A 25,145-nucleotide genomic window follows, 5' to 3' on the forward strand; every position below is an offset into this window, starting at 1 on the left:
GACGAGGAGCGCAGGAGGGGAGGTGCCCGCTCGGGCGTCTCCCCTCCGTGCATGCCCGGCGCCGCCGTGACGAACGGCTCGGCGCCCGACCCCTGCCCGCCGTGGAACAATCGAGCGATGCCTTCCGACCTCCTGTACGACGACCCCGCCTCCGACGTGCTCCTCGACGCCGCGACAGGCGTGCGGCGCAGCATCCTGCCCGGCGGAGTGCGGCTGCTCACCCAGACGGATCGCAGCGTGCGCAGCGCGAGCATCGGGCTGTGGCTGCCGGTCGGCTCCCGGGACGAGACCCCCGCCCACGCCGGCTCCACGCACGTGCTCGAGCACCTGCTGTTCAAGGGGACCCGCCGCCGCTCCGCGATGGACATCGCCACCGCCTTCGACGAGGTCGGCGGGGACTCCAACGCGATCACGGCGAAGGAGCACACGCTCTACTACGGGCGCGTGCGCTCCTCGGACGTGCCCATGGCCGTGGACGTCCTGACCGACATGATCACCGCCTCCGTCCTCGAGCAGGACGCGCTGTCGACCGAGCGCGAGGTCATCCTCGAGGAGCTCGCCATGGCGGAGGACGACCCGAACGACATCGGCTACGAGACCTTCCTCGCCCAGGTCCTCGGCCCGGACACGGCGCTCGGCCGGCCCGTCGGCGGCACCGCGGCGAGCGTCGAGGCGCTCACCATCGAGGACGTCCGCGCCCACTACCGCGAGCACTACCGCCCCGAGAACCTCGTGGTCACCGCCGTCGGCGACATCGACCACGACGAGCTGGCCGGCCTCCTGGTCGCGGGCCTGCGCCGCGGCGGCTGGAGCCTGGAGGAGGGGGCGCTGCCCTCCCGCGGGCGGCGCGACGCGACCGACGTGCCGAGCGACGGGATCGCCGCCGATGTCGCGACGCTCGCCCCGCACCGCCTCGCACGGCCCACCGAGCAGAACCACATCTATCTCGGCGGGCAGGGGCTCACCGCCCTCAGCGAGGACCGTCACGCCCTCTCGGTGCTGATGTCCGTGCTCGGCGGCGGGATGTCCTCCCGCCTGTTCCAGACCGTGCGGGAGGAGCGGGGACTGGCCTACACCGTCTACTCCTTCAGCGCCGGGTACCGGGACGCGGGACTGTTCGGGATGTACGCCGCCTGCCGCCCCGGCCGCACCGGCCAGGTCGTCGAGCTGCTCGCCGAGGAGCTCGGGCGCATGGGTGCCGACGGCATCGACGAGCTCGAGCTCTCCCGTGCGAAGGGCCAGATCACCGGCTCCTTCGCCCTCGGGCTCGAGGACACCAGCTCCCGCATGGGACGGCTGGGCACCATCGAGCTCGTCCACGGCCGCTACACGAGCGTGGACGAGACCCTCGAGCGGATCGGCGCGGTGGACATCGCAGCGGTGCAGGACCTCGCCGCGCGCCTGTCCCGCTCCTTCAGCACCCGGGTCGAGGTCGGCCCCGAGAGCTGACCCCGCCTCGCGGACCTTCCCCGTTCCCGTCCCTCCCTGCACCGCTACGACCCCAGGAGCCGCCATGACCCCCGCTTCCGCCCCGACCCCGTCGTCCTCCCGCCCCACCCGCGTCGCCGTGCTCGGCGCGGCCGGACGCATGGGCGCCGCCGCCTGCCGCGCCGTCGAGGACGCCGGAGACCTCGAGCTCGTCGCCCGGATCGGCCGCGGAGACGAGCTCTCCGCCGTCGCCGAGGCCGGCGCCGAGGTCGCGATCGACCTCACCGTCCCCTCCGCGACCGCCGACAACGTCGCGTGGCTCGTCGAGAACGGCATCCACGCCGTGGTCGGGACCACGGGCTGGACCGAGGAGTCGCTGCAGGACCTGCGCGAGCGGCTCGCCGGCGCCGACGGGATCGGCGTGCTGATCGCCCCGAACTTCGCGATCGGCGCGGTGCTCGCGATGCGCTTCGCGGAGATCGCGGCGCGCTACTACGACAGCGCCGAGATCATCGAGATGCACCACGAGAACAAGCTCGACGCCCCCTCGGGCACGGCGCGCCACACCGCCGCCGCGATCGCCCGGGGCCGGGCCGAGGCCGGGCTCGGCCCGGTGCCGGACGCGACGGAGAAGGACCCGGACGGCGCCCGCGGCGCGGTCGTCGACGGCATCCACGTGCACGCGGTCCGCCAGCGCGGCCTGGTCGCCCACGAGGTCGTGCAGTTCGGCGGGGTGGGGGAGCAGTTCGTGCTGCGCCACGACTCCTTCGACCGGATCAGCTTCATGCCCGGGGTGCTGCTGGGCGTGCGCGAGGTCGCCGCGCACCCGGGCCTCACCGTGGGCCTGGACGGCTACATGGACCTCGGCTGAGGCCGGGGACGGGCACCCCCATGCGCGACAAGCTCTTCGTCGGCCTGCTCCTGCTGGTCACCGCGGCCTATGCGTGGGGACTGGGCTGGATCGCCTGGGGCTTCGCCCGGGTCGGCGGCGTGCTCGGGTACGGGCTCGCCGGCGGCATCGTCGTCCTGCTGGTGCTGACCGTGTGGGTGACCTGGCGCGAGGTCCTCTTCGGCCTCGCCGCCGGGCGCCTCGCCGCCCGGTACCGCCCTCCTGCGGAGGCCGAGGGCGAGGACGCGCGGGCCGAGTTCGAGGCCGCCCGCACCGCGCTCCGGCAGGAGGCGTTCGGCGACGGCGCGGAGGGGGAGTGGCGGGCGTGGTTCCGTCTCGCGCTCGCCTACGACGCGCTGCGTGACCGCAAGGGGGCGCGGATGGCGACCCGGCGCGCGATCGAGGCCGCCCGAGGCTGATCCGGTCCCGGGCGGGCCCGGCGATCCGGGCCCCGGATCAGGCCCAGCCGAGCGCGCGCAGCGCCGCGGCCGCGGCCGCGGCGCCGATCACGACCACCAGGAACGGGGCGCGCAGCACCAGCAGGACCACCGCGACGCCGAGCCCCGCGAGCCGGGCGTCGAGCACGATCTGCGCCCCGCTGGTCGCAGTCTGCGTCGCCACCAGCGCTCCGAGCAGGGCGATGGGCAGCAGACGGGTGATCCGCGCGATGCGCGGCTGCTCGAGCACGTCCTGCGGTGCCTGGTAGCCGATCCACTTCTGGGCGAAGGACAGCACCGAGGCGCCGATCACCGCGATCCACAGCAGGCTCATCAGCTCTCCTCCCCGCGCCGCGGCAGCAGCCCCGCCACCACGGCGACCAGCGCCGCGGCGAGCACCGGCAGCCCCGCGGGCAGCACCGGCGTGGTCACGAGCGCCACGAACGCCGCCGCGACCGCGATCGCGACCGCGTCGGCGCTGCGCAGCCGCGGCCACAGCAGCGCGATGAACGCCCCGGCCGCCGCCGCGTCGAGCCCCCAGGCCGCAGGATCGGCGATGCGCTGCCCCGCGAGCGCGCCCGCGAGCGTGAACAGGTTCCAGAAGACGTAGACCCACACCCCGGCGGCCCAGAACCCCGCGCGCCGCTCCTCGTCGTCCGCGCCGGAGGCGGCCAGCGCCGCCGACTCGTCGATCGTCAGCTGGGCCCGGGCCGCGCCGCGCACCCCTCCGCGCGGCAGCGAGGGCGCGAGGATCAGCCCGTACAGCGTGTTGCGGATCCCCAGGAGCAGGGAGGCGAGCGCAGCGCCGAGCGCGGAGCCGCCCCCGGAGACCACGCCCACGAAGGCGAACTGGCTGCCGCCGGTGAACATCACCGCGGAGAGCACCATCGCCTGCCACACATCCAGCCCCGAGGCCGTCGCGAGCGCTCCGAAGCTGATCCCGTACAGCCCCGTCGCGAACCCGATAGACAGGCCCGTGCGCCGGATCGTGCGCAGACGCGCATCAGCGGATCCGCGCTGCGGGGACGGAGCGGGGGACAGGGCGGTCATGATGCTCGACACTCTACGATCACCTGCGTCGACATCGTCCCGTGGTCCGCAGTGGGATATGAGATTCTGGCCGCATGACGGCCTCCTCGGACCCCGCCCCCGACACCGCGCTCCCGCTGCGCACCGGCGCCCTCCTGCTGGACATGGACGGGACCCTGATCAACTCCGGTCCGGCCGTGGAGCGCTCGTGGAACACGCTGCTGCGCGAGCTGGGCACCGATCTCGTGTTCGGCCACGCCCACCACGGCATGCCCGCGCGCCAGGTGCTCGCCGAGGTGCTGCCCGAGGCGAGCGAGGAGCAGCTCCGTGCGGCGCACCGGCGGATCGAGGAGCTCGAGATCGAGGACGTCGAGGGGATCGTGGTGCTCCCCGGCACCGAGCGCCTGCTGGGCGAGCTCGACGCCGCCGCGGAGCAGCTGGGCCGGGGCACCTGGACCATCGTCACCTCCTGCACCCGCCCCCTCTTCGAGGCGCGCTGGGCCCGCACGGGCCTGCCGGTGCCGGCCGGCATGGTCACCGCCGACCAGGTCTCCCGCGGCAAGCCGGACCCGGAGCCCTACCTCCTGGGCGCCCAGCGGCTCGGGGCGGATCCCGCCCGGACAGTCGTGCTCGAGGACTCCGTCGGCGGGCTGCGCTCCGGGATCGCCGCCGGAGCCCGCACCGTCGCCGTGACGAGCACCACCCCCGCCGGGGAGCTCTCGCCCCTCGCGGACGCGCTGGTCACGTCGCTGGACGATCTCGAGGTCCGGGTCGAGGGCGAAGAGCTCGTCCTCGCGCGCCGCGGCAGCTGAGACCCTCGCCGCGCCTGCTCGGAGGGCCGCGGCCCCGTTGATACCCTTGGGCGGCCCGACCGGTCCGCCCCGCGCCCGAGCGGCGGACGTCCCCGACGTCCCCGCGCCACGGCGGCGAGCGTCCGGAGAGCGAGCGCAGCCGTCCCCCTCGAAAGGACTCGTCCCATGTGCGGAATCGCCGGCACCTTCGGATACGGCGCTGACACCGAGGGCATCGCCCGCCGGATGAGCAGCGCCCTGGCCCATCGCGGACCCGACGGCGAGGGGCTCTTCGTCGACGGCGAGGCCGGGCTCGCCCACCGACGCCTGGCGATCATCGACCGCGAGCACGGCGCCCAGCCGATGACCACCGTCGACGGTCGGTACACGATCGTCTACAACGGCGAGACCTACAACTACCTCGAGCTGCGCGCCGAGCTCGAGGAGCTCGGCCGCACCTTCCGCACGGACTCCGACACCGAGGTGCTGCTCCAGGCGCACGCCGAGTGGGGCACCGCCGCCTACGACCGCTTCAACGGCATGTTCGCCTTCGCGATCCACGACGCGACCACCGGCACCGTCACCCTCGCCCGCGACCACTTCGGCATCAAGCCGCTCTACTACCGCGTGGACCCCGCCTCCGAGGCCGGTGGGGTGCCGAAGGTCGTCTTCGGCTCGGAGATCCGCTCGCTGCTCGCCTCCGGCACCTTCGAGGCCGCGCCGGACGACCGCGCCGTCTACCGCTACCTGAAGTTCCGCGTCCAGGACGACGACTCCCGCACCTTCTTCGCCGGCGTGCGCCGACTGATGTCCGGCGAGGTGCTCGAGATCCGTCCCGACGGCACCGAGGTGCGCTCCTTCACCCGGTTGAAGGAGGAGCTGCGCGAGATCGCCGCGCGGCCCAGCCGCCCCTACGACCAGTCGGTCGTGGACGAGTACCGCGAGCGCTTCCAGGACTCCGTGCGGATGCGCCTGCAGTCGGAGGTCCCCGTCGGCACCTCCCTCTCCGGCGGGCTGGACTCCTCCGCCGTCGCCGCCGTGATCGCGCGCCAGCTGCGCGAGCGGCCCGAGGACGAGGGCTACGAGGCGGTCGGCTCCCGCCAGAACACCTTCTCCGCCGTCTTCCCGAACTCCTCCAACGACGAGGAGCGGTACGTCGACGCGCTGCTGGAGGAGAACCGCGGCCAGATCACGGCCCACAAGATCCACCCGCAGCCCGAGGCTTTCCTCGAGGACCTCCACGACTTCGTGCGGACGCAGGAGGAGCCGATCATCTCGACCGGCCCCTACGCGCAGTACGCCGTGATGCGCGAGGCCAGCCAGCACATCACCGTGCTCCTGGACGGCCAGGGCGCGGACGAGATGATGGCCGGGTACAACCCGTACTTCTACGTCTACCTGCGCCAGCTGCGCCGCCAGAAGCGGTTCAAGGAGCTCGCCTCCGAGGTCGTCGGCTCCCGCGACATCCTCCGCAAGCTCGCTCGCACCAAGTTCTCCGGCCGCACCTCCGTGCCGATGGAGGCGCTGCTGAACTCCGGCTTCGTCGCCGAGCACAGCGGCGAGAAGGTCACCTCCGTCCAGGACGACCTCAAGGAGCGCCTGCTCGAGGACACCTTCCGCTCCTCCCTGCCCTCGCTGCTGCGCTACGAGGACAAGAACACGATGCGCTTCAGCATCGAGGGGCGCGTCCCCTTCGTCGACAAGGAGCTGTTGAAGTTCCTGTTCTCCCTCGACGAGTCCGCGATCATCCACGACGGCTGGAACAAGCGGATCCTGCGCGAGGCGATGGACGGGATCCTCCCCGACATGATCTCCAAGCGCCGCAACAAGATCGGCTTCACCACTCCGGAGGGGGAGTGGTTCCGCTCGATCGCGCCGCAGCTGCGGGACGTCTTCGCCTCCGCGTCCTTCGCCTCCCGGCCCTACTTCGACGCGCCGAGCGTGCTCGCGCTGTTCGACGACTACATCGCCCATCCGGAGAACCACGGCACGCTGATGTTCTGGCGCCTGCTGAACGTCGAGCTGTGGATGCGCACCTTCTTCGACGATCCCGAGGGCGCGACCCGCGCGCTCGGCGGCTCGGCCGACGAGGCCGCGCTCGCCGCCGCGCCGGCCCCCGCCGCCGTCGCCGCGGAGCCCGCGGCCGAGGAGGAGGTCGTGCCCAAGAGCGACTACGTCGCCAACGAGGGCAAGCAGCTCGACCTCGTCTCCGAGGCCGACGGCCGCACCTGGCGCCGCCTGCCGCTGCAGACCGCGCTGGTCGCCCGCGGCGACGACGTCGAGCGGATCGCCCGCGAGCGGGTCGAGGCCTTCGCCGCGTCCCTGCCCGAGGGCGTCGTCCCGGACGGCGCGCCGTGGTACTTCGTGATCAGCGAGAAGATCATCGCGATCACGCAGGGCCGCTCCTGGTTCACCTGGGAGATCCGTCCCCGCCGCTCCGCGAAGGTGCTCAGCCGCTTCGTCTCCCGCACCCCCGCCGGGATCGGCCTGGGCGACCCGACCACGATGGAGCTCGCGATCCGCGAGGTGGGGCTCCCGCGCGTCGTCGCCGCCTCCGCCGTCGGCGCGGCGGGCAAGGTCATCGGCAAGCGGGGGCTGTTCTACGAGGTCGTCGGCGCGAACGTGCGCGCCATCGACGGCCCCACCCCGTACTCGGCCTTCCCCTCCAACGTCTCCGCGAAGCTCCCGCCGAAGGACCCGGACGCGGTCTCCGCACGGATCTCCGCCGCGATCCGCGGGGCGGACATCCCCGCCGCGCTGCGGGACGCCTTCGTCGGCACGGTCGTCATGGACGCCAACGACATCGGTCGCAACGTGCTCGGCTCGGACGTGCAGGTCCCGCACGAGCAGCTCGAGGCGACCTTCGGCGACAACCCCCTCGGCCAGGGCCGCCAGCGCACCCCGCTCGCCATCCTCGTCGACCTCGGCGCCGCGGCGGGACGCTGAGCGCAGCGCCCCGACGCGCCCCGACACGGCGCGGAGCACGCCCGGTCCTGCACTAGGATCCGGGCAGCAGCACTTTCCCTGGAGGAGACCATGAGCAGCACCGACCAGCGCCCCGCGCGACCGTTCGGCGCGGTGGGGACCGCGATGGTCACCCCGCTGAGCGAGGACGGCCACCGCGTCGACCTCGACGCGGCCCAGGAACTCGCCGCGCACGTCGTGCAGCACGGCCACGACCTGGTCGTCGTCTCCGGCACGACCGGTGAGGCGCCCACCCTCACCGACGTCGAGAAGATCGACCTCGCCCGCGCCGTGGTCGAGGCGGTGGGGGAGCGGGCGACGGTCGTCGCCGGCGTCGGCACCTACGACACCGCGCACTCGATCGACCTCGCCCGCGCCCACGCCGAGGTCGGCGTCGACGGGCTGCTCGTGGTGACCCCCTACTACTCCAAGCCCTCCCAGGCCGGGGTCATCGCGCACACCACCGCGATCGCGGACTCGACCGAGCTGCCCGTCATGCTCTACGACATCCCCGGCCGCGCCGGGATCCCGCTGGCCTACGAGACCCTGCTGCGCCTGGGCGAGAACCCCCGGATCGTCGCGGTCAAGGACGCCAAGGCGGACCTGCAGCAGGCCTCCCTCGTCATGGAGCGCACCGACCTCGTCTACTACTCCGGCGAGGACGCCCTGAACCTGCCCTGGCTCGCGATCGGCGCAGCGGGCATGGTCTCCGTGGTCAGCCAGATCGCCGGCGACGTCGAGCGGGAGATGGTCGACGCGGTCGACCACTCCGACCTGCCCGCCGCGCGCGCCGCGAACCACCGCCTCGTGCCCGTGGTCGAGGCGATCATGAACCGGATGCCCGGCGCCGTCGCGGCGAAGGCCGCACTGCACCTGCAGGGAGTGCTGCCGCATGCCGCGATGCGCGGCCCGCTCGTCCCCGCCGACGGCACCCAGCTGCGCGAGCTCGAGGCCGCGCTGGACACCGCCGGCCTGCTCTGATCCGCCCCGCCCCGGACGCCGAGGAGATCCCGATGACCGCCGCCTTCACCGACCGTCTCCCTGCGCCGCCGGAGCTCGCCCCCGGCACGCTGCGCCTGACCCCGCTCGGCGGGCTCGGCGACGTCGGCCGGAACATGACGGTCCTCGAGTTCGAGGGGCGAGTGCTGATCGTCGACTGCGGAGTGCTCTTCCCCGAGGAGTCCCAGCCCGGCGTGGACCTGATCCTGCCGGACTTCGACATGCTCGAGGACCGGCTCGAGGACGTCGAGGCGATCGTGCTCACCCACGGCCACGAGGACCACATCGGGGCCGTGCCCTACCTCCTGCGCCGCAGGCCCGACATCCCCCTCGTGGGCAGTCGGCTGACCCTCGCGTTCATCGAGGCGAAGCTGCGCGAGCACCGGATCCGCCCGCGCACCCGTGCGGTCGCCGAGGGGGAGACCGAGAACCTCGGCCCCTTCGAGTGCGAGTTCGTGGCCGTGAACCACTCGATCCCCGACGCGCTCGCGGTGCACATCACCACGCCCGCCGGGACCGTGCTGCACACCGGCGACTTCAAGATGGACCAGCTCCCGCTCGACGGCCGGATCACCGACCTGCGCGCCTTCGCGCGCCTCGGCGAGGCGGGCGTGGACCTGTTCATGACCGACTCGACCAACGCCGAGGTCCCCGGCTTCACCGTCGGCGAGCAGGAGATCGGCCCCGTGCTCGAGGGGATCTTCGCCCGTGCGCGGCAGAAGATCGTCGTCGCCTCCTTCTCCAGCCACGTCCACCGCGTCCAGCAGGTGCTCGACGCCGCCGCGGCGCACGGGCGCAAGGTCGCCTTCGTGGGCCGCTCGATGGTGCGCAACATGGGCATCGCCGCCGAGCTGGGCTACCTCCGCGTCCCCGAGGACACCCTGATCGACGTCAAGCGCATCGACTCCCTGCCCGACGAGCAGGTGGTGCTCATGTGCACCGGCAGCCAGGGCGAGCCGATGGCGGCGCTGGGCCGGATCGCGAACCGCGACCACCGCGTCAGCGTCGGCCCCGGCGACGTGGTCATCCTCGCCTCCTCGCTCATCCCCGGCAACGAGAACGCCGTCTTCCGCGTGGTCAACGGTCTGATGGCGCTCGGCACCGAGGTGGTCCACAAGGGCAGCGCGAAGGTGCACACCTCGGGCCACGCCAGCGAGGGCGAGCTGCTGTACTGCTACAACATCGTGCGCCCCCGCAACGTCATGCCGATCCACGGCGAGGTGCGCCACCTCATCGCCAACGGGCGGATCGCCGAGGCGACCGGCGTGCCGCGCGAGCGCGTGGTCCTCGCCCGCGACGGGCAGGTCGTGGACCTGAAGGACGGCGTGGCGCGCGTGGTCGGCGAGATCCCCAACGGCTATGTGTACGTCGACGGCTCGAGCGTCGGCGAGATCTCCGAGGCCGATCTCAAGGACCGCCGCATCCTCGGCGACGAGGGCTTCATCTCCCTGTTCGCCGTCGTGAACTCCGAGACCGGGGCGCTCATCGCCGGGCCCGAGATCCACGCCCGCGGCGTGGCGGAGGACGACGCCGTCTTCGACCGGATCCGGCCCGAGATCGTCAAGGCCCTCGAGCAGGCGGTCGCCGACCAGGCCGATCGCCGCGACACCTACCAGCTGCAGCAGGTCATGCGCCGGGTCGTGGGGCGCTACGTCGGCCAGCGCCTGCGCCGTCGGCCGATGATCATCCCGGTCGTGGTCGAGTCCTGAGCACCCCGGGGCGCGAGTGATCCGCGCCCCGGACGACGGGGCCGGGCCGTGCACCTCCCGGGCCGGGAGGGGGCCGGAATGTACCATCGGGGCCATGGCGACACGTACGTCTTCCCCCGCACGTGCGTCGAAAGGCTCGTCCCGCTCCTCGGCCTCCGGCACCTCCCGGACCCGCGGGGCCGCGGCGAACGACCCCTCGACGCTCCCCCTGCCGGTGCGCGCAGTGCGCTCCGGCTATCTGGTGATCGCCCGCATGGTCGGCGGCATGGTCCGCTCGATCGGCGTGCAGCGCTGGGAGGTCGCCCCCGAGCAGCGGCGCGACGGCTACGCGCTGGTCCTGATGATGATCGCGGTGCTCGTCGCCGTGGTCGAGTGGTGGCAGTCCGCCGGCCCCGTGCTCGGCGCCGTGCACACCGTGGTCGCCGGCACCTTCGGGATCTCCTCGATGGTGATCCCGCTGCTCGCCGCCGGATGGGCGCTGCGGATGTTCCGCCGCCCGGACCAGGTGCGCGCCAACACCCGCATCTCGATCGGCATCGCCGTGCTGCTGACCGCGATCTCCGCGATCGCCTCGGTCTCGGCCCGCCTGCCGGCACCCGCCGACGGGATCGACGCCCTCGCCCGCGGCGGCGGCGTGCTCGGCTATCTCGCGGCGGCACCGCTCGCGGCGCTGCTGCCCCCGCTCGCGGTGGTGATCATCCACTCCGCGCTCATCGCCTTCGGGATCCTCGTGCTGACGGCCACCCCGGTCGAGTCGATCCCCTCCCGCCTGCGCGGCGTGTACGACGTGATGGTCGGACGCAGCGAGGAGGAGGACGAGGAGCGCGTCGCCCTCGGGCTGCGGCCGCGCCGGGTCGATCCGGCCGTGCACGAGCAGGAGACCGCGGCGCAGCCCGCCGCTCGCCCCCGTCGGCGCACCCGCAAGGAGAAGGCGGAGGCGGCCGCGGCCGCGCGCGACCACGAGGACTTCGGCTACGCCGGCGACGAGGCCTTCGAGCAGGGCGTCGCCGGCGAGGACAGCCCCGGCGCGAGGAAGAAGGGCGCGAAGGCCGGCAAGGGCCGTGCCGCCGCCCCGCGCCGCGGCGCCCCGGAGGACGCGACCGAGGTCTTCGACGTGGTCGAGGACGAGAACCAGCGCGCGAAGACCTTCCCGACCGGGGACGACGCGGCCACCGCGGCGATCCCCGCGAAGGGTGCCCGCGGCGACCGCACCACCCCGATGCCCGTGAAGAAGGCGCCGGCGAAGCCCGCCGCCGGGGAGCCGGCGGAGGAGAAGGCGGAGCTCGTGCACCCGCCGATGGGCGACCTGCCCCGCGCGGGCGAGCAGCTCGAGCTGGCCGGGGACATCGTCTACACCCTGCCGGACTCCTCCTTCCTGGTCGAGGGCCCGCCCCACAAGACCCGCTCCGAGGTGAACGACCAGGTGGTCGCCGCCCTCGAGGAGGTCTTCGAGCAGTTCAAGGTCGCCGCCGAGGTCGTGGGCTTCTCCCGCGGCCCGACGGTCACCCGCTACGAGATCGAGCTCGCCCCGGGCACCAAGGTCGAGAAGGTCACGGCCCTGGACAAGAACATCTCCTATGCGGTGGCCAGCTCGGACGTGCGGATCCTCTCGCCGATCCCCGGCAAGAAGGCGATCGGCATCGAGATCCCGAACGCGGACCGCGAGACCGTCGTCCTCGGCGACGTGCTGCGCAGCCAGGTCGCGCGCCGCAACGAGCACCCGCTGGTGATGGGCGTGGGCAAGGACGTCGAGGGCGGCTTCGTCGTCGCGAACCTCGCCAAGATGCCGCACCTGCTGGTCGCGGGTGCCACCGGCGCCGGCAAGTCGAGCTTCGTGAACTCGATGATCACCTCGATCCTCATGCGCGCCACCCCTGAGGAGGTGCGGATGGTGCTCGTGGACCCCAAGCGAGTGGAGCTCACGATCTACGAGGGTATCCCGCACCTGATCACGCCGATCATCACCAACCCGAAGAAGGCCGCGGAGGCGCTCGAGTGGGTGGTGAAGGAGATGGACGCCCGCTACGACGACCTCGCCGCCTTCGGGTTCAAGCACATCGACGACTTCAACAAGGCGGTCCGGGCCGGGGAGGTGCAGGTGCCCGCCGGGAGCGAGCGGCGCCTGGCCCCCTACCCGTACCTGCTCGTGGTGGTCGACGAGCTCGCGGACCTCATGATGGTCGCCCCCCGCGACGTCGAGGCCTCGATCCAGCGCATCACCCAGCTCGCCCGGGCCGCGGGGATCCACCTGATCCTCGCCACGCAGCGCCCCTCCGTGGACGTGGTCACCGGCATCATCAAGGCGAACGTGCCCAGCCGCCTCGCCTTCTCGACCTCCTCCCTGCAGGACTCCCGGGTCATCCTCGACACCCCCGGCGCCGAGAAGCTCATCGGCCAGGGCGACGCCCTGTTCCACCCGATGGGCAAGGCGAAGGCGATGCGCGTCCAGGGGGCCTGGGTGGGCGAGTCGGAGATCCACAAGGTCGTCGACCACGTCAAGACCCAGATGAAGCCCAACTACCGCGAAGACGTCACCGTCGTCGCCGAGAAGAAGCAGATCGACGACGACATCGGCGACGACCTCGAGGTGCTGCTGCAGGCGGCGGAGCTGGTGGTCACCACCCAGTTCGGCTCGACCTCGATGCTGCAGCGCAAGCTCCGCGTGGGCTTCGCGAAGGCCGGGCGGCTCATGGACCTGCTCGAGTCCCGCGAGATCGTCGGCCCCTCCGAGGGGTCCAAGGCCCGCGACGTGCTGGTCCACCCCGACGAGCTCGGCACGGCGATCGCCCGCATCCGCGGCGAGGACGTCCCCGGCGGCGAGGGGGAGGAGCCCTACGGCGCCGATCAGGCCGTCGACCTCGAGGCCGGGGAGCCCGAGCCCGTGGACCAGGGGGAGGACCGCTACGGCAGCGACCCGCTCGCCGACGACGGCGCCGAGCCCGCCGTCGACTACTACGACGAGGACGACGAGGAGAGCGAGGACGCCTGGAGCCTCACCGGCCGCTGAGTCCCGCCTGCCGACCGGTGCCCCTGCGCGCCGGTCGGCGTCCCGCCCGTCCCGTCCCCGCCCCTTCCGTCCGCCCCCCGCCCAGCCCGTCGCACCCCAGGAGCACCGATGACCGCATCGCCGAAGGCCGAGGTCCCGCTGTGGAACATCGCCAACATCCTCACCATGGTGCGCTGCGCGATGGTGCCGCTGCTGGTGGTGCTCGCGATCCTGTACCCGGAGTCGGCGGGCGGCCGCCTGCTGGTCGCCGCGGTGTTCGTGCTGGCGATGATCACCGACTTCGTCGACGGCCACCTGGCCCGCAGCCGCGGCCTCATCACCGACTTCGGCAAGATCATGGACCCGATCGCGGACAAGGCGATCACCGGCGCCGCGCTGATCATGCTCTCGGTCTGGGAGTACGTGCCCTGGTGGATGACGGTGCTGATCCTGGTACGGGAGTTCGGCATCACGCTCATGCGCTTCACGATCCTCAAGTACGGGGCGCTGCCGGCGAACATGGCCGGCAAGGCGAAGACCATGGTGCAGTCCATCGCGATCACCTTCTGCCTGATCCCCTTCGAGCTGTGGTGGGAGCCGGCCCGCTGGATCGGCCTGGCCCTCGTGCTGCTGGCCGTTGTCCTCACCGTCTGGTCGGGTCTGGTGAACCTCAAGGACGGTCTGCGCCTGCGCCGTGAGGCGCTCTCCGCGGGAGGGGACGCGGCGTGAGCGAGAAGGCGGGTGAGCTCGCCGGCGGCGGCGTGGGCGTGCCCGCGGGAGGTGGCGCCGACGAGTCCGCTCCCGCCCGCGTGGACGCTGCCGACGTGATCGCCGCGGCGCGCGAGCGGGGCTGGTCCCTGGCCACGGCCGAGTCCCTCACCGCCGGTGCCGTGGTCGCCCGGCTCGTGGACGTCCCCGGGGCGAGCGCCGTGGTCGCCGGGGGAGCGGCCTGCTACTCCTATGACGCCAAGACCCGGGTGCTCGGCGTCGACGCGGCGCTGCTCGAGCGTGACGGGGCCGTCACCGCCGAGGTCGCCGCCGCGATGGCCGAGGGCGCGCAGCAGCTGTACGGCGCGGACCTCGCCGTGGCCACCACCGGCGTCGCGGGGCCCGGCCCGGATGCGCGCGGTGTGCCCGAGGGCACGGTCCACCTGGGCATCGCGCGGCGCGGCCGACCCGCGCGCACCCGTGAGGTCCGTCTCAGCGGCGGGAGGGCCCGGATCCGGGCCCTGGCGGTGCAGGCCGCGCTCGACGAGCTCGCCGCCGAGCTCGGGGTGCGGCGCGAGGCCTGATCACCGCGCGGAAGCGGCCGCCTCCCCTCCTCGCCGTCCCACCATGCACAGTCCCGGGGAACGTACGGGAGTGGGCCACTACACTCTGGGGAACACTCTCGCGGGGAAGCGCGTTGGGCTGGACGTGATGACGACGACGTTCCGCATCCCAGAGGTGCATGAGAAGTTCATCCAGAGTCACCAGAGTCAGAGGAAGGGAGGAAGGTCCATGATCCTGTTCCGTCAGGAGCTGGGGGACGTGCTGCGAGACGCGCGCCGCGCCCAGGGCCGCACGCTGCGGCAGGTGTCCTCCGACGCGCGGGTCTCGCTGGGCTACCTCAGCGAGATCGAGCGCGGGCAGAAGGAGGCCTCGAGCGAGCTGCTGGTCTCCGTGACCGACGCCCTGGGGCTCCCGCTGTCCTTCGTGCTGCGCGAGGTCTCCGACCGCATCGCGGTCGCCGAGCGCGTGACGATCCCGGACACCGTCCCCGAGGGCCTCGCCGACGGCACCGCGCCGCTGGTCGGCGCCAGCTGAGGTGCGCCGCAGCGAGTTCGCCGAACTGGCCGACCACGTGTTCGGCCCGTCGCTGGCCCGCACCTACACCCACGACCTCGTGCTCGAGGAGATCGGTGGCCTGAGCGCCGCCGAGGCCCTCGAGCGCGGGGTCGCCGTGCGTGCGGTGTGGAACGCGCTGTGCGATGCGATGGAGATCCCCGAGTCCGCGCGCTGGGAGATCCCCGTCGAGCAGCGACGACGCTGAGAGAGCCGTCCCGGCGGACCGCGCCGGCGCGGCGCATCGGTGCGCAGCGGTGCGCCCCGCCGGAGCCGGACGTGCCCGAACACGCCGCGCGACACGCCCCGGAACGACTTGTGTTCGAACGTCTGTTCGGTAGTCTGTGTCCGTCGGTCCCCGGGCACCGCGCCCGCCTCAGCACCTCTCCTCCCCAGCACCCGTCATCCACAGGGGCTGCGGGGCAGCGGCGAATGTCGGGGTCGGCGCCTACTGTGGCCGCACGGTCACCACGTCGGCTCGCCCGGCCCTCAGGAAGGAACACCCCATGGCTGCACCGAAGTCCTCTTCGAAGTCCGCCGCGAAGGATCGCGGCTCCTCGCTCGACAACGCACTCGCCCAGATCGATCGCCAGTTCGGCAAGGGATCGATCATGCGGCTGGGGGACGACACCCGCCCGCCGGTCGAGGTGATCCCCACCGGCTCGGTCGCACTGGACGCCGCGCTCGGCGTCGGCGGCCTGCCCCGCGGCCGCATCGTCGAGATCTACGGCCCGGAGTCCTCGGGCAAGACGACCGTCGCGCTCCACGCGGTCGCCAATGCCCAGCGCAACGGCGGCATCGCCGCCTTCATCGACGCGGAGCACGCGCTGGACCCGGAGTACGCGAAGAAGCTCGGCGTCGACACCGACGCCCTGCTGGTCTCCCAGCCGGACACCGGCGAGCAGGCCCTGGAGATCACGGACATGCTGATCCGCTCCGGCGCGCTGGACATCGTCGTGGTCGACTCGGTCGCCGCGCTCGTGCCCAAGGCCGAGATCGAGGGCGAGATGGGCGATTCCCATGTCGGCCTGCAGGCGCGGCTCATGTCGCAGGCGCTGCGCAAGCTCACCGGCGCACTGTCCTCCTCGGGCACCACCGCGATCTTCATCAACCAGCTGCGCGAGAAGATCGGCGTGTTCTTCGGCAGCCCCGAGACCACCACGGGCGGCAAGGCGCTGAAGTTCTACGCCTCCGTCCGCATGGACATCCGCCGCATCGAGACCCTGAAGACGGGCTCCGACGCGGTCGGCAACCGCACCCGCGTCAAGGTCGTCAAGAACAAGATGGCCCCGCCCTTCAAGCAGGCCGAGTTCGACATCCTCTACGGCGAGGGCATCTCCCGCGAGGGCGGCCTGATCGACCTCGGCGTCGAGCACGGCGTGGTCCGCAAGTCCGGGGCCTGGTTCACCTACGAGGGCGACCAGCTGGGCCAGGGCAAGGAGAACTCGCGCCAGTTCCTCAAGGACAATCCTGATCTGGCCGCCGAGATCGAGGAGAAGATCCTGCGCACGCTCGGCGTCGGCAAGTACGCGGCCGAGCAGGCGGCCCCCGAGGCCGAGGACGCTCTGGGCGAGGACGCGCTCGGCGCGGGCGAGTTCCTCGACGAGGACGTCCCGGCGACCATCTGAGCGATGGCTTCGGAGCACCACCCCGGCGGCGCCGGCGACCAGCAGGTCGTCGGCGCCGCCGACGTCCGCGCCGAGGAGCACGTCCCGGACCCTGTGCGCGATCGCCTCGCGGCCCGCACGCGGGAGATCCTCGAGCGGCCTCGGCCGGCCGCGAGCGAGGAGCAGGTCGCGCGCGAGAAGGCGGTCGTCCACGAGTGCCGGTACCTGATGCGCCTGCTGTCGACGCGGCGCCGCACGGACGGGGAGATGCGTCTCCGCCTGTCCGAGCGGGAGGTCCCCGCCGACGTCGCCCACGAGGTGATGGCCCGGATCGACCGGGCCGGACTCATCGACGACGCCGCCTTCGCCCGGGATTGGGTCCAGCAGCGTCGAGCCCTGCGCTCGCTCGGCGACGAGGCGCTGCGCCGCGAGCTCGAGCAGCGTCGCGTCGACGCCGTGCACATCGAGGCCGCGCTGGGCGAGGGCGAGAGCGACGAGGAGCAGCGCTGCCGCGAGCTCGTCCGCTCGCGCCTCGGCCCGCGCGACCGTGATCTGCTGCGCGCCGAACGGGACGGCGCCCACCGCCGGCGCCTCTCCCGCCGCCTCGACGCGCTGCTGACCCGCAAGGGCTATCCCGGAGACCTCGCCGTCCACGTCATCGCCGGCGAGCTGCGCGCGGCGGCGGAGGACCCGGCCGCCTGATAGCAGGGTCCGAGCGCGGGCCGTCCGAGCCCTGGGCAGGGCGCGGTCAGGGCATCGGGGGAGTGCCCACCACGCGCGCCGGGGCGCGGCGGGCGAAGCTGCTGCGACGCTGCACCCACACCGCCAGCCGCGAGAGGCTGATGTTCAGCGCGATGTACACCGCGGCGCCCACCGTCAGCAGCGGCAGCAGGTACTGCGCGTTGGTCAGCGCATCCGCCACCCGGCTCACGCTGCGCAGCAGCTCCGCGTAGCCGACGATGTAGCCGAGCGAGGAGTCCTTCACGAGCACCACGCCCTGCGCGATCAGCGAGGGCATCATCATCCGCACCGCCTGCGGCAGCTGGATGTCCCGGTAGGTGAGGAAGCGCCCCATCCCCAGCGACTCGGCCGCCTCCGTCTGCCCCTTGGGCAGGGCCGCGATCCCGGCGCGCAGGATCTCCGCGAACACCGCCGCGTTGTACAGCGTCAGCCCGAACACCACCGCGATCAGCTGCGTCGCCCCGGGCAGCACCAGGATCCCGAAGAACATCACCAGCACCACCGGCAGCCCCCGGAAGAACTCCGTGATCGCGATGACCAGCCAGCGCAGCGGCGCGAAGGGCGAGGAGCGCAGGGAGACCAGCACCAGCGCCAGCAGCGCCGCGAGCGGCAGCGCGATCGCGGCGGCGATCAGCGTGTTCAGCAGCCCCCGGAACACCGCCTGCCACACGTGGCGCGTCTCGAACCCGGCGAAGTTCGTCGGCACGTCCACCAGCACCAGCCAGCGGTCGTCGAAGGCGCCGTTGCGGGCGAGGAGGGCCACGAGCCCGCCGCCCAGCAGGACCAGGACCACCGCGAGGACGATCGAGATGCGTCTCTCCCGCGCCTTCTCCTCGGGGCCGGCGACGTCGTAGAGGACGGGTCCGGTGCTGCTGCTCATCGCGCGAACGCCACCTTCCGTTCGAGCCGTCCGGCCAGCTGGCCGAGCGGGATGCAGATGACGAGATAGAACAGCGCCACGCCGAGCAGGATCGCGATGACGTCGGCGGAGTACACGTTCGTCAGCCGCCGCGACATCGCGAACAGCTCGAACACCCCGAAGGCGCCCGCGACCGAGGTGTTCTTCACCAGCGCGATCAGCACGCTGATCAGCGGCGGGATCGCGGTGCGGAACGCCTGGGGCAGCACCACGATCAGGAGGTTCTGCCGGAAGGACATCCCCAGCGACCGGGCCGCCTCGGCCTGGCCGACGGCGACCGAGTTGATCCCCGAGCGCACCGCCTCCGCCACGAAGGCCGAGGTGTAGCAGGTCAGGGCGATCGTCGCGGCGGTGCGGTAGTCGAAGGCGAAGCCGATCGAGGGGGTGACGAAGACGTAGAAGAAGAACACGATCGTCAGCGGGGTGTTGCGCAGGAACTCCGTGTAGGCGGTGGCGACCAGCCGCAGCGGCCGGTAGGGGGAGACCCGCAGCCCTGCCACGATCGTGCCGACCACGAGGGCGAGGAGCCCGGAGATCACCGCGAGCGACAGCGTCGTGCTGAAGGCGTTCCACAGCATCTCTCGCTCGATGAGGAAGGTTCCCATGAAGGCTCCTGGCAGGTGGCGTCGGCTCGCGGGCGGCGAGCGGGGCAGGGGCGCGGGCCGGGTGCCCGCGCCCCCGGCGGTCAGTAGCGGTCCACCGCCGGCGGGTCCGGCGTGGGCAGCACCACCCCGGCGGTGTCCTCCCAGGCCTTCGCCCAGGAGCCGTCCTCGTAGGCCGCCTCGAGGGTGTCGTTGAGGAAGGCGCGGAAGTCGTCATCGCCCTTGGCCAGCCCCACCCCGTAGGGCTCATCCGTGAAGGTCTCCCCGTCGTTGACCAGCTTGAGGTTGTCCGGATCGGATTCGACGAAGCCCGCGAGGATGACATTGTCCGTGGTGACCACGTCGACCTGCCCGTTGATCAGCGCGGTGACGCAGTTGGAGTAGGTGTCGAAGTTGACCAGCTCGGCGTCGGGGTGGTTGTCGAGGATGTACTGCGCCGGTGTGGAGCCCTCCACGGAGGCGACCTTCTTGCCGGCCAGCGAGTCCTCGCCGGTGATGTCCTCGTTGTCCACGAGCACCATCAGCGCCTGGCCGGCGACGTAGTACGGGCCGGCGAAATCCACGACCTCCTTGCGGGTGTCGTTGATGGTGTATGTCGCCACTACGATGTCGACCTGCCCGTTCTCGATGAACGGCTCGCGGTTGGCGGAGACGGTCTCGGTCCACTCGATGCCGTCGGCGTCGATCCCGAGGGCGCCCGCGAGGATCTTGCCGATCTCGACGTCGAAGCCGACGGGCTTCCCGTCGGGCCCGGCCTGGCCGAACAGGGGCTGGTCGAACTTCGTGCCGATCGTGATCTTCCCGGCGTCGGCGAGCTTCGCCATCGTCGAGCCCTCGGGGAAGTCGGCGGTGTCGACCTCGGCGACCTCGGGCTCCTCGTCCCCGCCCCCGCCGCAGGCGGCGAGGCCCAGGGCTGCGGCGGCGCCGACGGTGCCGGAGAGGAAGAGGCGACGGTTCAAGGGGCTGGCCATGATGTTCTCCTTCGGTCGGGTGGTGCAGGGTCGTGGCGGGAGGCGACGGTGCCTCCCGCGGCGATGCGGTGTGGTCAGTGGTGGAGGATCTTGCCCAGGAAGTCCTTCGCACGGTCGGTCTCGGGGGAGGAGAAGAACGCCTCCGGCTCGCGCACCTCGACGATGCGGCCGGAGTCCATGAACACCACCCGGTCGGCAGTGCGGCGGGCGAAGCCCATCTCGTGGGTCACCACGATCATGGTCATGCCCTCCTTCGCCAGGTCGGTCATGACCTGGATGACCTCGCTGATCATCTCCGGGTCCAGCGCGGAGGTCGGCTCGTCGAAGAGCATCACCTTGGGCTTCATCGCGAGGGAGCGGGCGATCGCGACCCGCTGCTGCTGGCCGCCGGAGAGCTGAGCGGGGAGCTTGTCCGCCTGATCGGCGACGCCCACGCGCTCCAGCAGCGCCATCCCCTCCTTCTCTGCCCTCGCGCGGGGGACGCCCTTGACCTTGATCGGTGCGACGGTGACGTTCTGCAGCACCGTCTTGTGGGCGAAGAGGTTGAAGGACTGGAACACCATCCCCACCTCGGAGCGCAGCGCTGCGAGACCCTTCCCGGAGGTGGGCAGCACGCGTCCGTCGATGCGGATCTCGCCCTCGTCGACGGTCTCGAGGCGGTTGATCGTGCGGCACAGGGTCGACTTGCCCGAGCCCGAGGGGCCCAGCACCACCACGACCTCGCCCGCGGCGACCTCGAGCTCGATGTCCTTCAGCACGTGCAGCTCGCCGAAGTGCTTCTGCACCCCGGTGAGCTCGACGAGGGGCCGCGCCGGCGAGGAGGACCCGCCCGCGGCATCCGGTGTGGTGTGCGTCATATGTGCACGCTATGGCACCAGCTCCCGTCCACCGGGCCGCAAGGGTCCACCGTCATGATCTTGTGACCTTGGCACCGCGGTCGGATCGGGGCGATGGGGGAGGGATCACGCCGCCCTGCGGCGCGTCCGCACGCACTCCGCGCCGTACCCTGGGACCACCATGTCTCTCACCGCTCCCTCCCCGCAGCGCGGCACCTATCAGGTGCGGACCTTCGGCTGCCAGATGAACGTGCACGACTCCGAGCGCCTCACCGGCATGCTCGAGGACTCGGGATACACCGCCGCTCCCGAGGGCGCGGATCCGCGGCGCGGCGAGGTCGACGTGATCGTGTTCAACACCTGCGCGGTCCGGGAGAACGCCGACAACAAGCTCTACGGGACTCTCGGCGGCCTCCGCCCCGGCAAGGACGCGAACCACGGCATGCAGATCGCCGTCGGCGGCTGCCTCGCGCAGAAGGACCGCGCCGCGATCGTCGAGCGCGCCCCGTGGGTCGACGTCGTCTTCGGCACCCACAACATCGGCTCCCTGCCGGTGCTGCTGGACCGGGCCCGGCACAACGCCGAGGCGCAGGTCGAGATCCTCGAGTCCCTCGACGTGTTCCCCTCGACCCTGCCCACGAGGCGCGAGTCCGCCTACGCGGCCTGGGTGTCGATCTCCGTGGGCTGCAACAACACCTGCACCTTCTGCATCGTCCCGTCCCTGCGCGGCAAGGAGAAGGACCGCCGCCCCGGGGACGTGCTCGCCGAGGTGCGCGACGTCGTCGACTCCGGCGCGATCGAGGTGACCCTGCTGGGTCAGAACGTGAACTCCTACGGCGTGGAGTTCGGTGACCGCGGCGCCTTCGCGAAGCTGCTGCGCGCCTGCGGCGACGTCGAGGGGCTCGAGCGGGTGCGCTTCACCTCCCCTCACCCGGCGATGTTCACCGACGACGTCATCGACGCGATGGCCGAGACGCCGAACGTCATGCCGCAGCTGCACATGCCGCTGCAGTCCGGCTCCGACGACGTGCTGCGGCGCATGAAGCGCTCCTACCGCTCCAAGAAGTTCCTCGGGATCCTGGACCGGGTCCGCGCACGGATCCCCGAGGCCGCGATCACCACGGACATCATCGTCGGCTTCCCCGGCGAGACCGAGGACGACTTCCAGCGCACCCTCGAGGTGGTCGAGGCCTCCCGCTTCGCCAGCGCCTTCACCTTCCAGTACTCGATCCGCCCCGGCACCCCGGCCGCGACGATGGAGGACCAGATCCCCAAGGAGGTCGTCCAGGAGCGCTTCGAGCGTCTCGTCGCCCTCCAGGACCGCATCACCCATGAGGAGAACCGCGCTCTGGAGGGGCGTGCGGTGGAGATCCTCGTCGCCGAGGGCGAAGGGGACCGGGACGCGCAGACGCAGCGGCTCTCCGGCCGCTCCCGCGACCACCGCCTGGTGCACTTCTCCCTCCCCGCGGATCTGCCCGCGGCGCAGCGGCCGCGGCCCGGCGACCTCGTCACCGCGACCGTCACCCACGCCGCGCCGCACTACCTCCTCGCCGACAGCGCGCTCCAGGGCGCGGCAGCCCTCGCGCCGGACGATCCGCGGTTCTCGGTGCGCCGCACCCGCTCGGGCGATGCCTGGGAGGCGGGAGTGCAGGGCCTGGACGCAGGCGGGGCCTGCGGCACCGGGCACGGCGGAGAGGCGGTGGCCGGCCCGGTGGTCCTCGGGATGCCGAGCCTGCGGCGCGGCTGAGCCCCGCACACGGACGAGCCGGGGACCCCGCGCCGCGGCGCAGGGTCCCCGGCTCGTCACGTCGGCCGCGGCCGAGGAGTCAGGTGTCGAGCTCGTCGAGCTCGGGGCCGAGCCGCTCCTCCAGGCTGTGGAAGAAGGCGATCACGGTGCTCAGGCCGCACTTGATCGCGCTGTCGATCTGGGAGTCGAGGGCGCCGGCGCGGAAGTCAGCGGCCAGCTCGCCGTACACGCCGAGGAGCCCCTCGGACTCCCGGCGCACGTAGACCTTCGGCCAGATGCGGTTCATGTTCCACTCGTTGCAGAGCTTGATCATCTGCACCTTGCGGGTGACGTCCACCGTATGGCTCCAGCGGCCGCGGGTCTGCAGCACGCCGAGATCCTCCCCGGTGAGCATGAACTGGAAGCGGTAGTCGTCGAAGCGCGCGCGGACGATCTCCGCGTGCTCATCGTCCTCGACGAAGGCGTAGCCATGGCGGTTCAGGCTCTCCTCGAGCCGCGCCATGCTCACAGGAGCCAGACCAGCGGTCGAGTCCGTCTTCTCAGGGGACTCGTTCGGTGCAATCACTTCCCACCTCGGGGGTTCGACGTAGAGCGGGGCCGATCCGTCCGGGCCGGATCGCGGATCACCCTACTCCCTCCGCGGGGCGGCGGCACCTGCCAGGCGCTCGGCGGCGGTCGGTGAGTCCTCCCACATCGTCCGGGCGACGGCACGACGGCCGACAGGAGAGCGCCCGCTCCCGGTCCGGCCCCTGAGCGCCCGATCCGCCCCTTAGAGTGCTGCTGTGGAGCACAGCGAGCAGGATCCGGGGCCGACGGGCGCGCGCAGCCCGCTGATCGCCGTGGTCGGTGCGACCGCCACGGGGAAGTCCGATCTCGCGATCGCGCTCGCGCAGCACCTGGACGGGGAGGTCGTCAACGCCGATGCGCTCCAGCTCTACCGGGGGATGGACATCGGCACCGCGAAGGTCACCGAGCAGGAGCGCGCCGCAGTGCCCCACCACCTGCTGGACGTGCTCGAGGTCACCGAGGAGGCCAGCGTCTCGGCCTACCAGCGCGCGGCCCGCGCGGCGATCGACGCGATCCGCGCCCGGGGGCGCACGCCGATCCTCGTGGGCGGCTCCGGTCTGTACGTGCGGGCCGCGCTCGACGACATCGAGTTCCCGCCCACGGACGCCGACCTCCGCGCCCGCCTCGAGCAGCGCGCGCAGCAGGAGGGGACCGAGGCCCTGCACCGCGAACTCGCCGCGAGGGATCCCGAGGCCGCAGGCATCATCGGGCCGCGCGATGCCCGACGGATCGTGCGCGCGCTCGAGGTGGGCACCCTCACGGGGAGGCCCTTCACCGCCTTCCTGCCGCGCCCCCTGTACGTCGACCCCGCCACCGTCCAGATCGCGCCGCGCTGGGACCGCACGGTCCTGCACGAGCGCATCGCCCGGCGCGTGGAGCGGATGGTGGAGCAGGGGCTGCTCGAGGAGATCCGCGACCTGCGAGACCAGGGCCTGGACCGGGGACAGACCGCCCGTCGTGCCATCGGCTACGAGCAGGGCCTCGCCGTCCTCGACGGCACCCTGAGCTGCGCGCAGGCGATCCAGGACACGATCGCCGGCACCCGTCGGCTCATCCGCAAGCAGGACACCTGGTTCCGCCGCGACCGACGCATCACCTGGCTCGACGGGGGAGCGGAGGACCTGCTCGAACACGCTCTGGAGGTCATCGAGGCGCATACCGCAGCGAGCGGTCCGGCCCGGTCGTAGGCTTTCGCCCATGAGCGCTCACCTCGCCTTCACCAAGGGGCACGGCACCGAGAACGACTTCGTCCTCCTCGACGACCCCGACGGCCTGCTCACGCTCGACGCCGCGACGGTCGCCGCCCTCGCGGACCGGCGCGCGGGGATCGGCGGCGACGGCGTGATCCGCGCCGTCCGCTCCCGCGCCGCGGGGATCGAGGTCCCCGAGGACTCGCCCGAATGGTTCATGGACTACCGCAACGCCGACGGGTCGATCGCAGAGATGTGCGGCAACGGCGTGCGGGTCCTCGCCGCGCACCTCCAGCGCGCAGGCCACGTGGACGCCGACCGCTTCGCGATCCTCACCCGGGCCGGGGTGCGCACCGTCGAGATCCTCGGGCGGCCCGACGACCCGGGGGCGCCGTGGAGCGTGCGCGTGGGCATGGGCGCCTCCCGCACCGCCCCCGCTGTGCGCGTCGTCGAGATCGCCGGGCACCGCCTCGAGGCGACCGACGTGGACATGGGCAATCCTCACGCCGTCGCCTTCCTGCCCGAGGACGTCGTGCTCGAGGAGCTCGACCTCACCCGTCGGCCGGGCCTGGATCCCGAACCCGCGGACGGGGCGAACATCGAGCTGGTCAGCCCGCGCGGGCCGCGCCATGTCGCAATGCGAGTGCACGAGCGCGGGGTGGGGGAGACCCGCTCCTGCGGCACCGGCGTCGCCGCCGTCGCGGTCGCCGCGGCCCTGCGCGCCGGCGACGACTCCCGGGAACCGTGGACCGTGGACGTCCCCGGCGGCCGGCTCGAGGTGGGCTGGACGGAGGACGGCGAGGTGACCCTCAGCGGACCCGCGCAGCTCGTCGCCGACGGGACGACCCTGGCCCACGGCTGAACGGCCGCGTGGCCGAGCGGGGCCCGCTCGGCCGGCCCGCGCCCCGC

24 protein-coding genes are annotated in these 25,145 nt (G+C 72.4%); 17 read left to right on the forward strand and 7 right to left on the reverse strand.

The features are described from left to right. The first annotated feature begins 117 nt into the window (after positions 1-117). The 3 genes from D1648_RS06045 to D1648_RS06055 all read left to right on the forward strand — a co-directional run bounded on the left by D1648_RS06045 (position 118) and on the right by D1648_RS06055 (position 2,736). On the forward strand, positions 118-1,449 hold the full coding sequence (locus tag D1648_RS06045) for a pitrilysin family protein (protein ID WP_122940287.1): 1,332 nt from the start codon (positions 118-120) through the stop codon (positions 1,447-1,449). 64 nt (positions 1,450-1,513) lie between these two features. Further along, positions 1,514-2,299: a 4-hydroxy-tetrahydrodipicolinate reductase gene (gene dapB, locus D1648_RS06050; RefSeq protein ID WP_122939884.1), complete on the forward strand. Its 786-nt coding sequence runs from the start codon at positions 1,514-1,516 to the stop codon at positions 2,297-2,299. A gap of 20 nt (positions 2,300-2,319) precedes the next feature. Then, a complete protein-coding gene (locus tag D1648_RS06055) occupies positions 2,320-2,736 on the forward strand; it encodes a hypothetical protein (protein ID WP_122939885.1) in 417 nt (138 codons plus the stop codon). A gap of 37 nt (positions 2,737-2,773) precedes the next feature. On the opposite strand, the gene D1648_RS06060 is transcribed toward D1648_RS06055, so the two are convergent. Continuing rightward, complete coding sequence (locus D1648_RS06060) at positions 2,774-3,088, reverse strand: AzlD domain-containing protein (RefSeq protein WP_122939886.1); 315 nt, start codon at positions 3,086-3,088, stop codon at positions 2,774-2,776. Then, on the reverse strand, positions 3,088-3,804 hold the full coding sequence (locus D1648_RS06065) for an AzlC family ABC transporter permease (RefSeq protein WP_122940290.1): 717 nt from the start codon (positions 3,802-3,804) through the stop codon (positions 3,088-3,090). The genes D1648_RS06060 and D1648_RS06065 overlap by 1 nt, the downstream gene beginning before the upstream one ends. Before the next feature lie 74 nt (positions 3,805-3,878). Between D1648_RS06065 and D1648_RS06070 the strand changes: the two genes are divergently transcribed. From D1648_RS06070 to D1648_RS06120, 11 genes are all read left to right on the forward strand, one after another. Beyond that, positions 3,879-4,595 (forward strand): HAD-IA family hydrolase, encoded by a 717-nt coding sequence (locus tag D1648_RS06070; RefSeq protein ID WP_122939887.1) that lies wholly within the window; start codon positions 3,879-3,881, stop codon positions 4,593-4,595. A 165-nt stretch (positions 4,596-4,760) separates the two neighbouring features. Further along, a complete protein-coding gene (asnB, locus tag D1648_RS06075; protein ID WP_122939888.1) occupies positions 4,761-7,520 on the forward strand; it encodes an asparagine synthase (glutamine-hydrolyzing) in 2,760 nt (919 codons plus the stop codon). Between the two features lie 90 nt (positions 7,521-7,610). Then, complete coding sequence (gene dapA / locus D1648_RS06080) at positions 7,611-8,519, forward strand: 4-hydroxy-tetrahydrodipicolinate synthase (RefSeq protein ID WP_122939889.1); 909 nt, start codon at positions 7,611-7,613, stop codon at positions 8,517-8,519. 32 nt (positions 8,520-8,551) lie between these two features. Next, entirely contained in the window at positions 8,552-10,246 is a 1,695-nt protein-coding gene (locus D1648_RS06085) for a ribonuclease J (RefSeq protein WP_122939890.1), read from the forward strand. A 94-nt stretch (positions 10,247-10,340) separates the two neighbouring features. Next, positions 10,341-13,253, forward strand: a complete 2,913-nt coding sequence (locus D1648_RS06090) for a DNA translocase FtsK (protein ID WP_122939891.1) — start codon at positions 10,341-10,343, stop codon at positions 13,251-13,253. Positions 13,254-13,361: 108 nt separating this feature from the next. Continuing rightward, positions 13,362-13,961, forward strand: a complete 600-nt coding sequence (gene pgsA / locus D1648_RS06095; RefSeq protein ID WP_122939892.1) for a CDP-diacylglycerol--glycerol-3-phosphate 3-phosphatidyltransferase — start codon at positions 13,362-13,364, stop codon at positions 13,959-13,961. Between the two features lie 38 nt (positions 13,962-13,999). After that, positions 14,000-14,524: a nicotinamide-nucleotide amidohydrolase family protein gene (locus D1648_RS06100; RefSeq protein WP_206424786.1), complete on the forward strand. Its 525-nt coding sequence runs from the start codon at positions 14,000-14,002 to the stop codon at positions 14,522-14,524. Between the two features lie 208 nt (positions 14,525-14,732). Then, positions 14,733-15,038, forward strand: a complete 306-nt coding sequence (locus D1648_RS06105) for a helix-turn-helix domain-containing protein (RefSeq protein WP_010551394.1) — start codon at positions 14,733-14,735, stop codon at positions 15,036-15,038. Position 15,039: 1 nt separating this feature from the next. Beyond that, complete coding sequence (locus tag D1648_RS06110; RefSeq protein ID WP_122939893.1) at positions 15,040-15,264, forward strand: DUF3046 domain-containing protein; 225 nt, start codon at positions 15,040-15,042, stop codon at positions 15,262-15,264. A 298-nt stretch (positions 15,265-15,562) separates the two neighbouring features. After that, positions 15,563-16,684, forward strand: a complete 1,122-nt coding sequence (gene recA, locus D1648_RS06115) for a recombinase RecA (protein ID WP_122939894.1) — start codon at positions 15,563-15,565, stop codon at positions 16,682-16,684. 3 nt (positions 16,685-16,687) lie between these two features. Next, positions 16,688-17,365 (forward strand): regulatory protein RecX, encoded by a 678-nt coding sequence (locus D1648_RS06120; RefSeq protein ID WP_164518597.1) that lies wholly within the window; start codon positions 16,688-16,690, stop codon positions 17,363-17,365. A gap of 46 nt (positions 17,366-17,411) precedes the next feature. Here the strand turns inward: D1648_RS06120 and D1648_RS06125 are convergent, their stop codons facing one another. From D1648_RS06125 to D1648_RS06140, 4 genes are all read right to left on the reverse strand, one after another. Next, entirely contained in the window at positions 17,412-18,284 is an 873-nt protein-coding gene (locus D1648_RS06125) for an amino acid ABC transporter permease (RefSeq protein WP_122939895.1), read from the reverse strand. Then, positions 18,281-18,928 carry an amino acid ABC transporter permease gene (locus D1648_RS06130; protein WP_122939896.1) on the reverse strand — a complete coding sequence of 216 codons (648 nt, stop codon included), beginning with the start codon at positions 18,926-18,928 and terminating at the stop codon, positions 18,281-18,283. The genes D1648_RS06125 and D1648_RS06130 overlap by 4 nt, the downstream gene beginning before the upstream one ends. A gap of 80 nt (positions 18,929-19,008) precedes the next feature. Continuing rightward, entirely contained in the window at positions 19,009-19,896 is an 888-nt protein-coding gene (locus D1648_RS06135) for a glutamate ABC transporter substrate-binding protein (protein WP_122939897.1), read from the reverse strand. A gap of 74 nt (positions 19,897-19,970) precedes the next feature. Then, a complete protein-coding gene (locus D1648_RS06140; RefSeq protein WP_122939898.1) occupies positions 19,971-20,753 on the reverse strand; it encodes an amino acid ABC transporter ATP-binding protein in 783 nt (260 codons plus the stop codon). A gap of 160 nt (positions 20,754-20,913) precedes the next feature. Between D1648_RS06140 and miaB the strand changes: the two genes are divergently transcribed. Then, positions 20,914-22,479 carry a tRNA (N6-isopentenyl adenosine(37)-C2)-methylthiotransferase MiaB gene (gene miaB, locus D1648_RS06145; RefSeq protein WP_122939899.1) on the forward strand — a complete coding sequence of 522 codons (1,566 nt, stop codon included), beginning with the start codon at positions 20,914-20,916 and terminating at the stop codon, positions 22,477-22,479. A gap of 79 nt (positions 22,480-22,558) precedes the next feature. Here miaB and D1648_RS06150 read toward each other — a convergent pair whose 3' ends face one another. Then, the gene (locus D1648_RS06150; RefSeq protein ID WP_241155370.1) at positions 22,559-23,044 is read right to left on the reverse strand and encodes a YbjN domain-containing protein; all 486 of its coding nucleotides are present in this window, start codon (positions 23,042-23,044) and stop codon (positions 22,559-22,561) included. Between the two features lie 217 nt (positions 23,045-23,261). Here D1648_RS06150 and miaA point away from each other — a divergent pair, with 217 nt between their 5' ends. Beyond that, complete coding sequence (gene miaA / locus D1648_RS06155; protein ID WP_122939901.1) at positions 23,262-24,233, forward strand: tRNA (adenosine(37)-N6)-dimethylallyltransferase MiaA; 972 nt, start codon at positions 23,262-23,264, stop codon at positions 24,231-24,233. A gap of 10 nt (positions 24,234-24,243) precedes the next feature. Then, positions 24,244-25,098, forward strand: coding sequence for a diaminopimelate epimerase (dapF, locus tag D1648_RS06160; protein ID WP_122939902.1), 855 nt, complete (start codon positions 24,244-24,246; stop codon positions 25,096-25,098). Positions 25,099-25,145: the final 47 nt, after the last annotated feature.

This window comes from Brachybacterium sp. EE-P12 (assembly GCF_003711805.1).
Lineage (GTDB): Bacteria > Actinomycetota > Actinomycetes > Actinomycetales > Dermabacteraceae > Brachybacterium.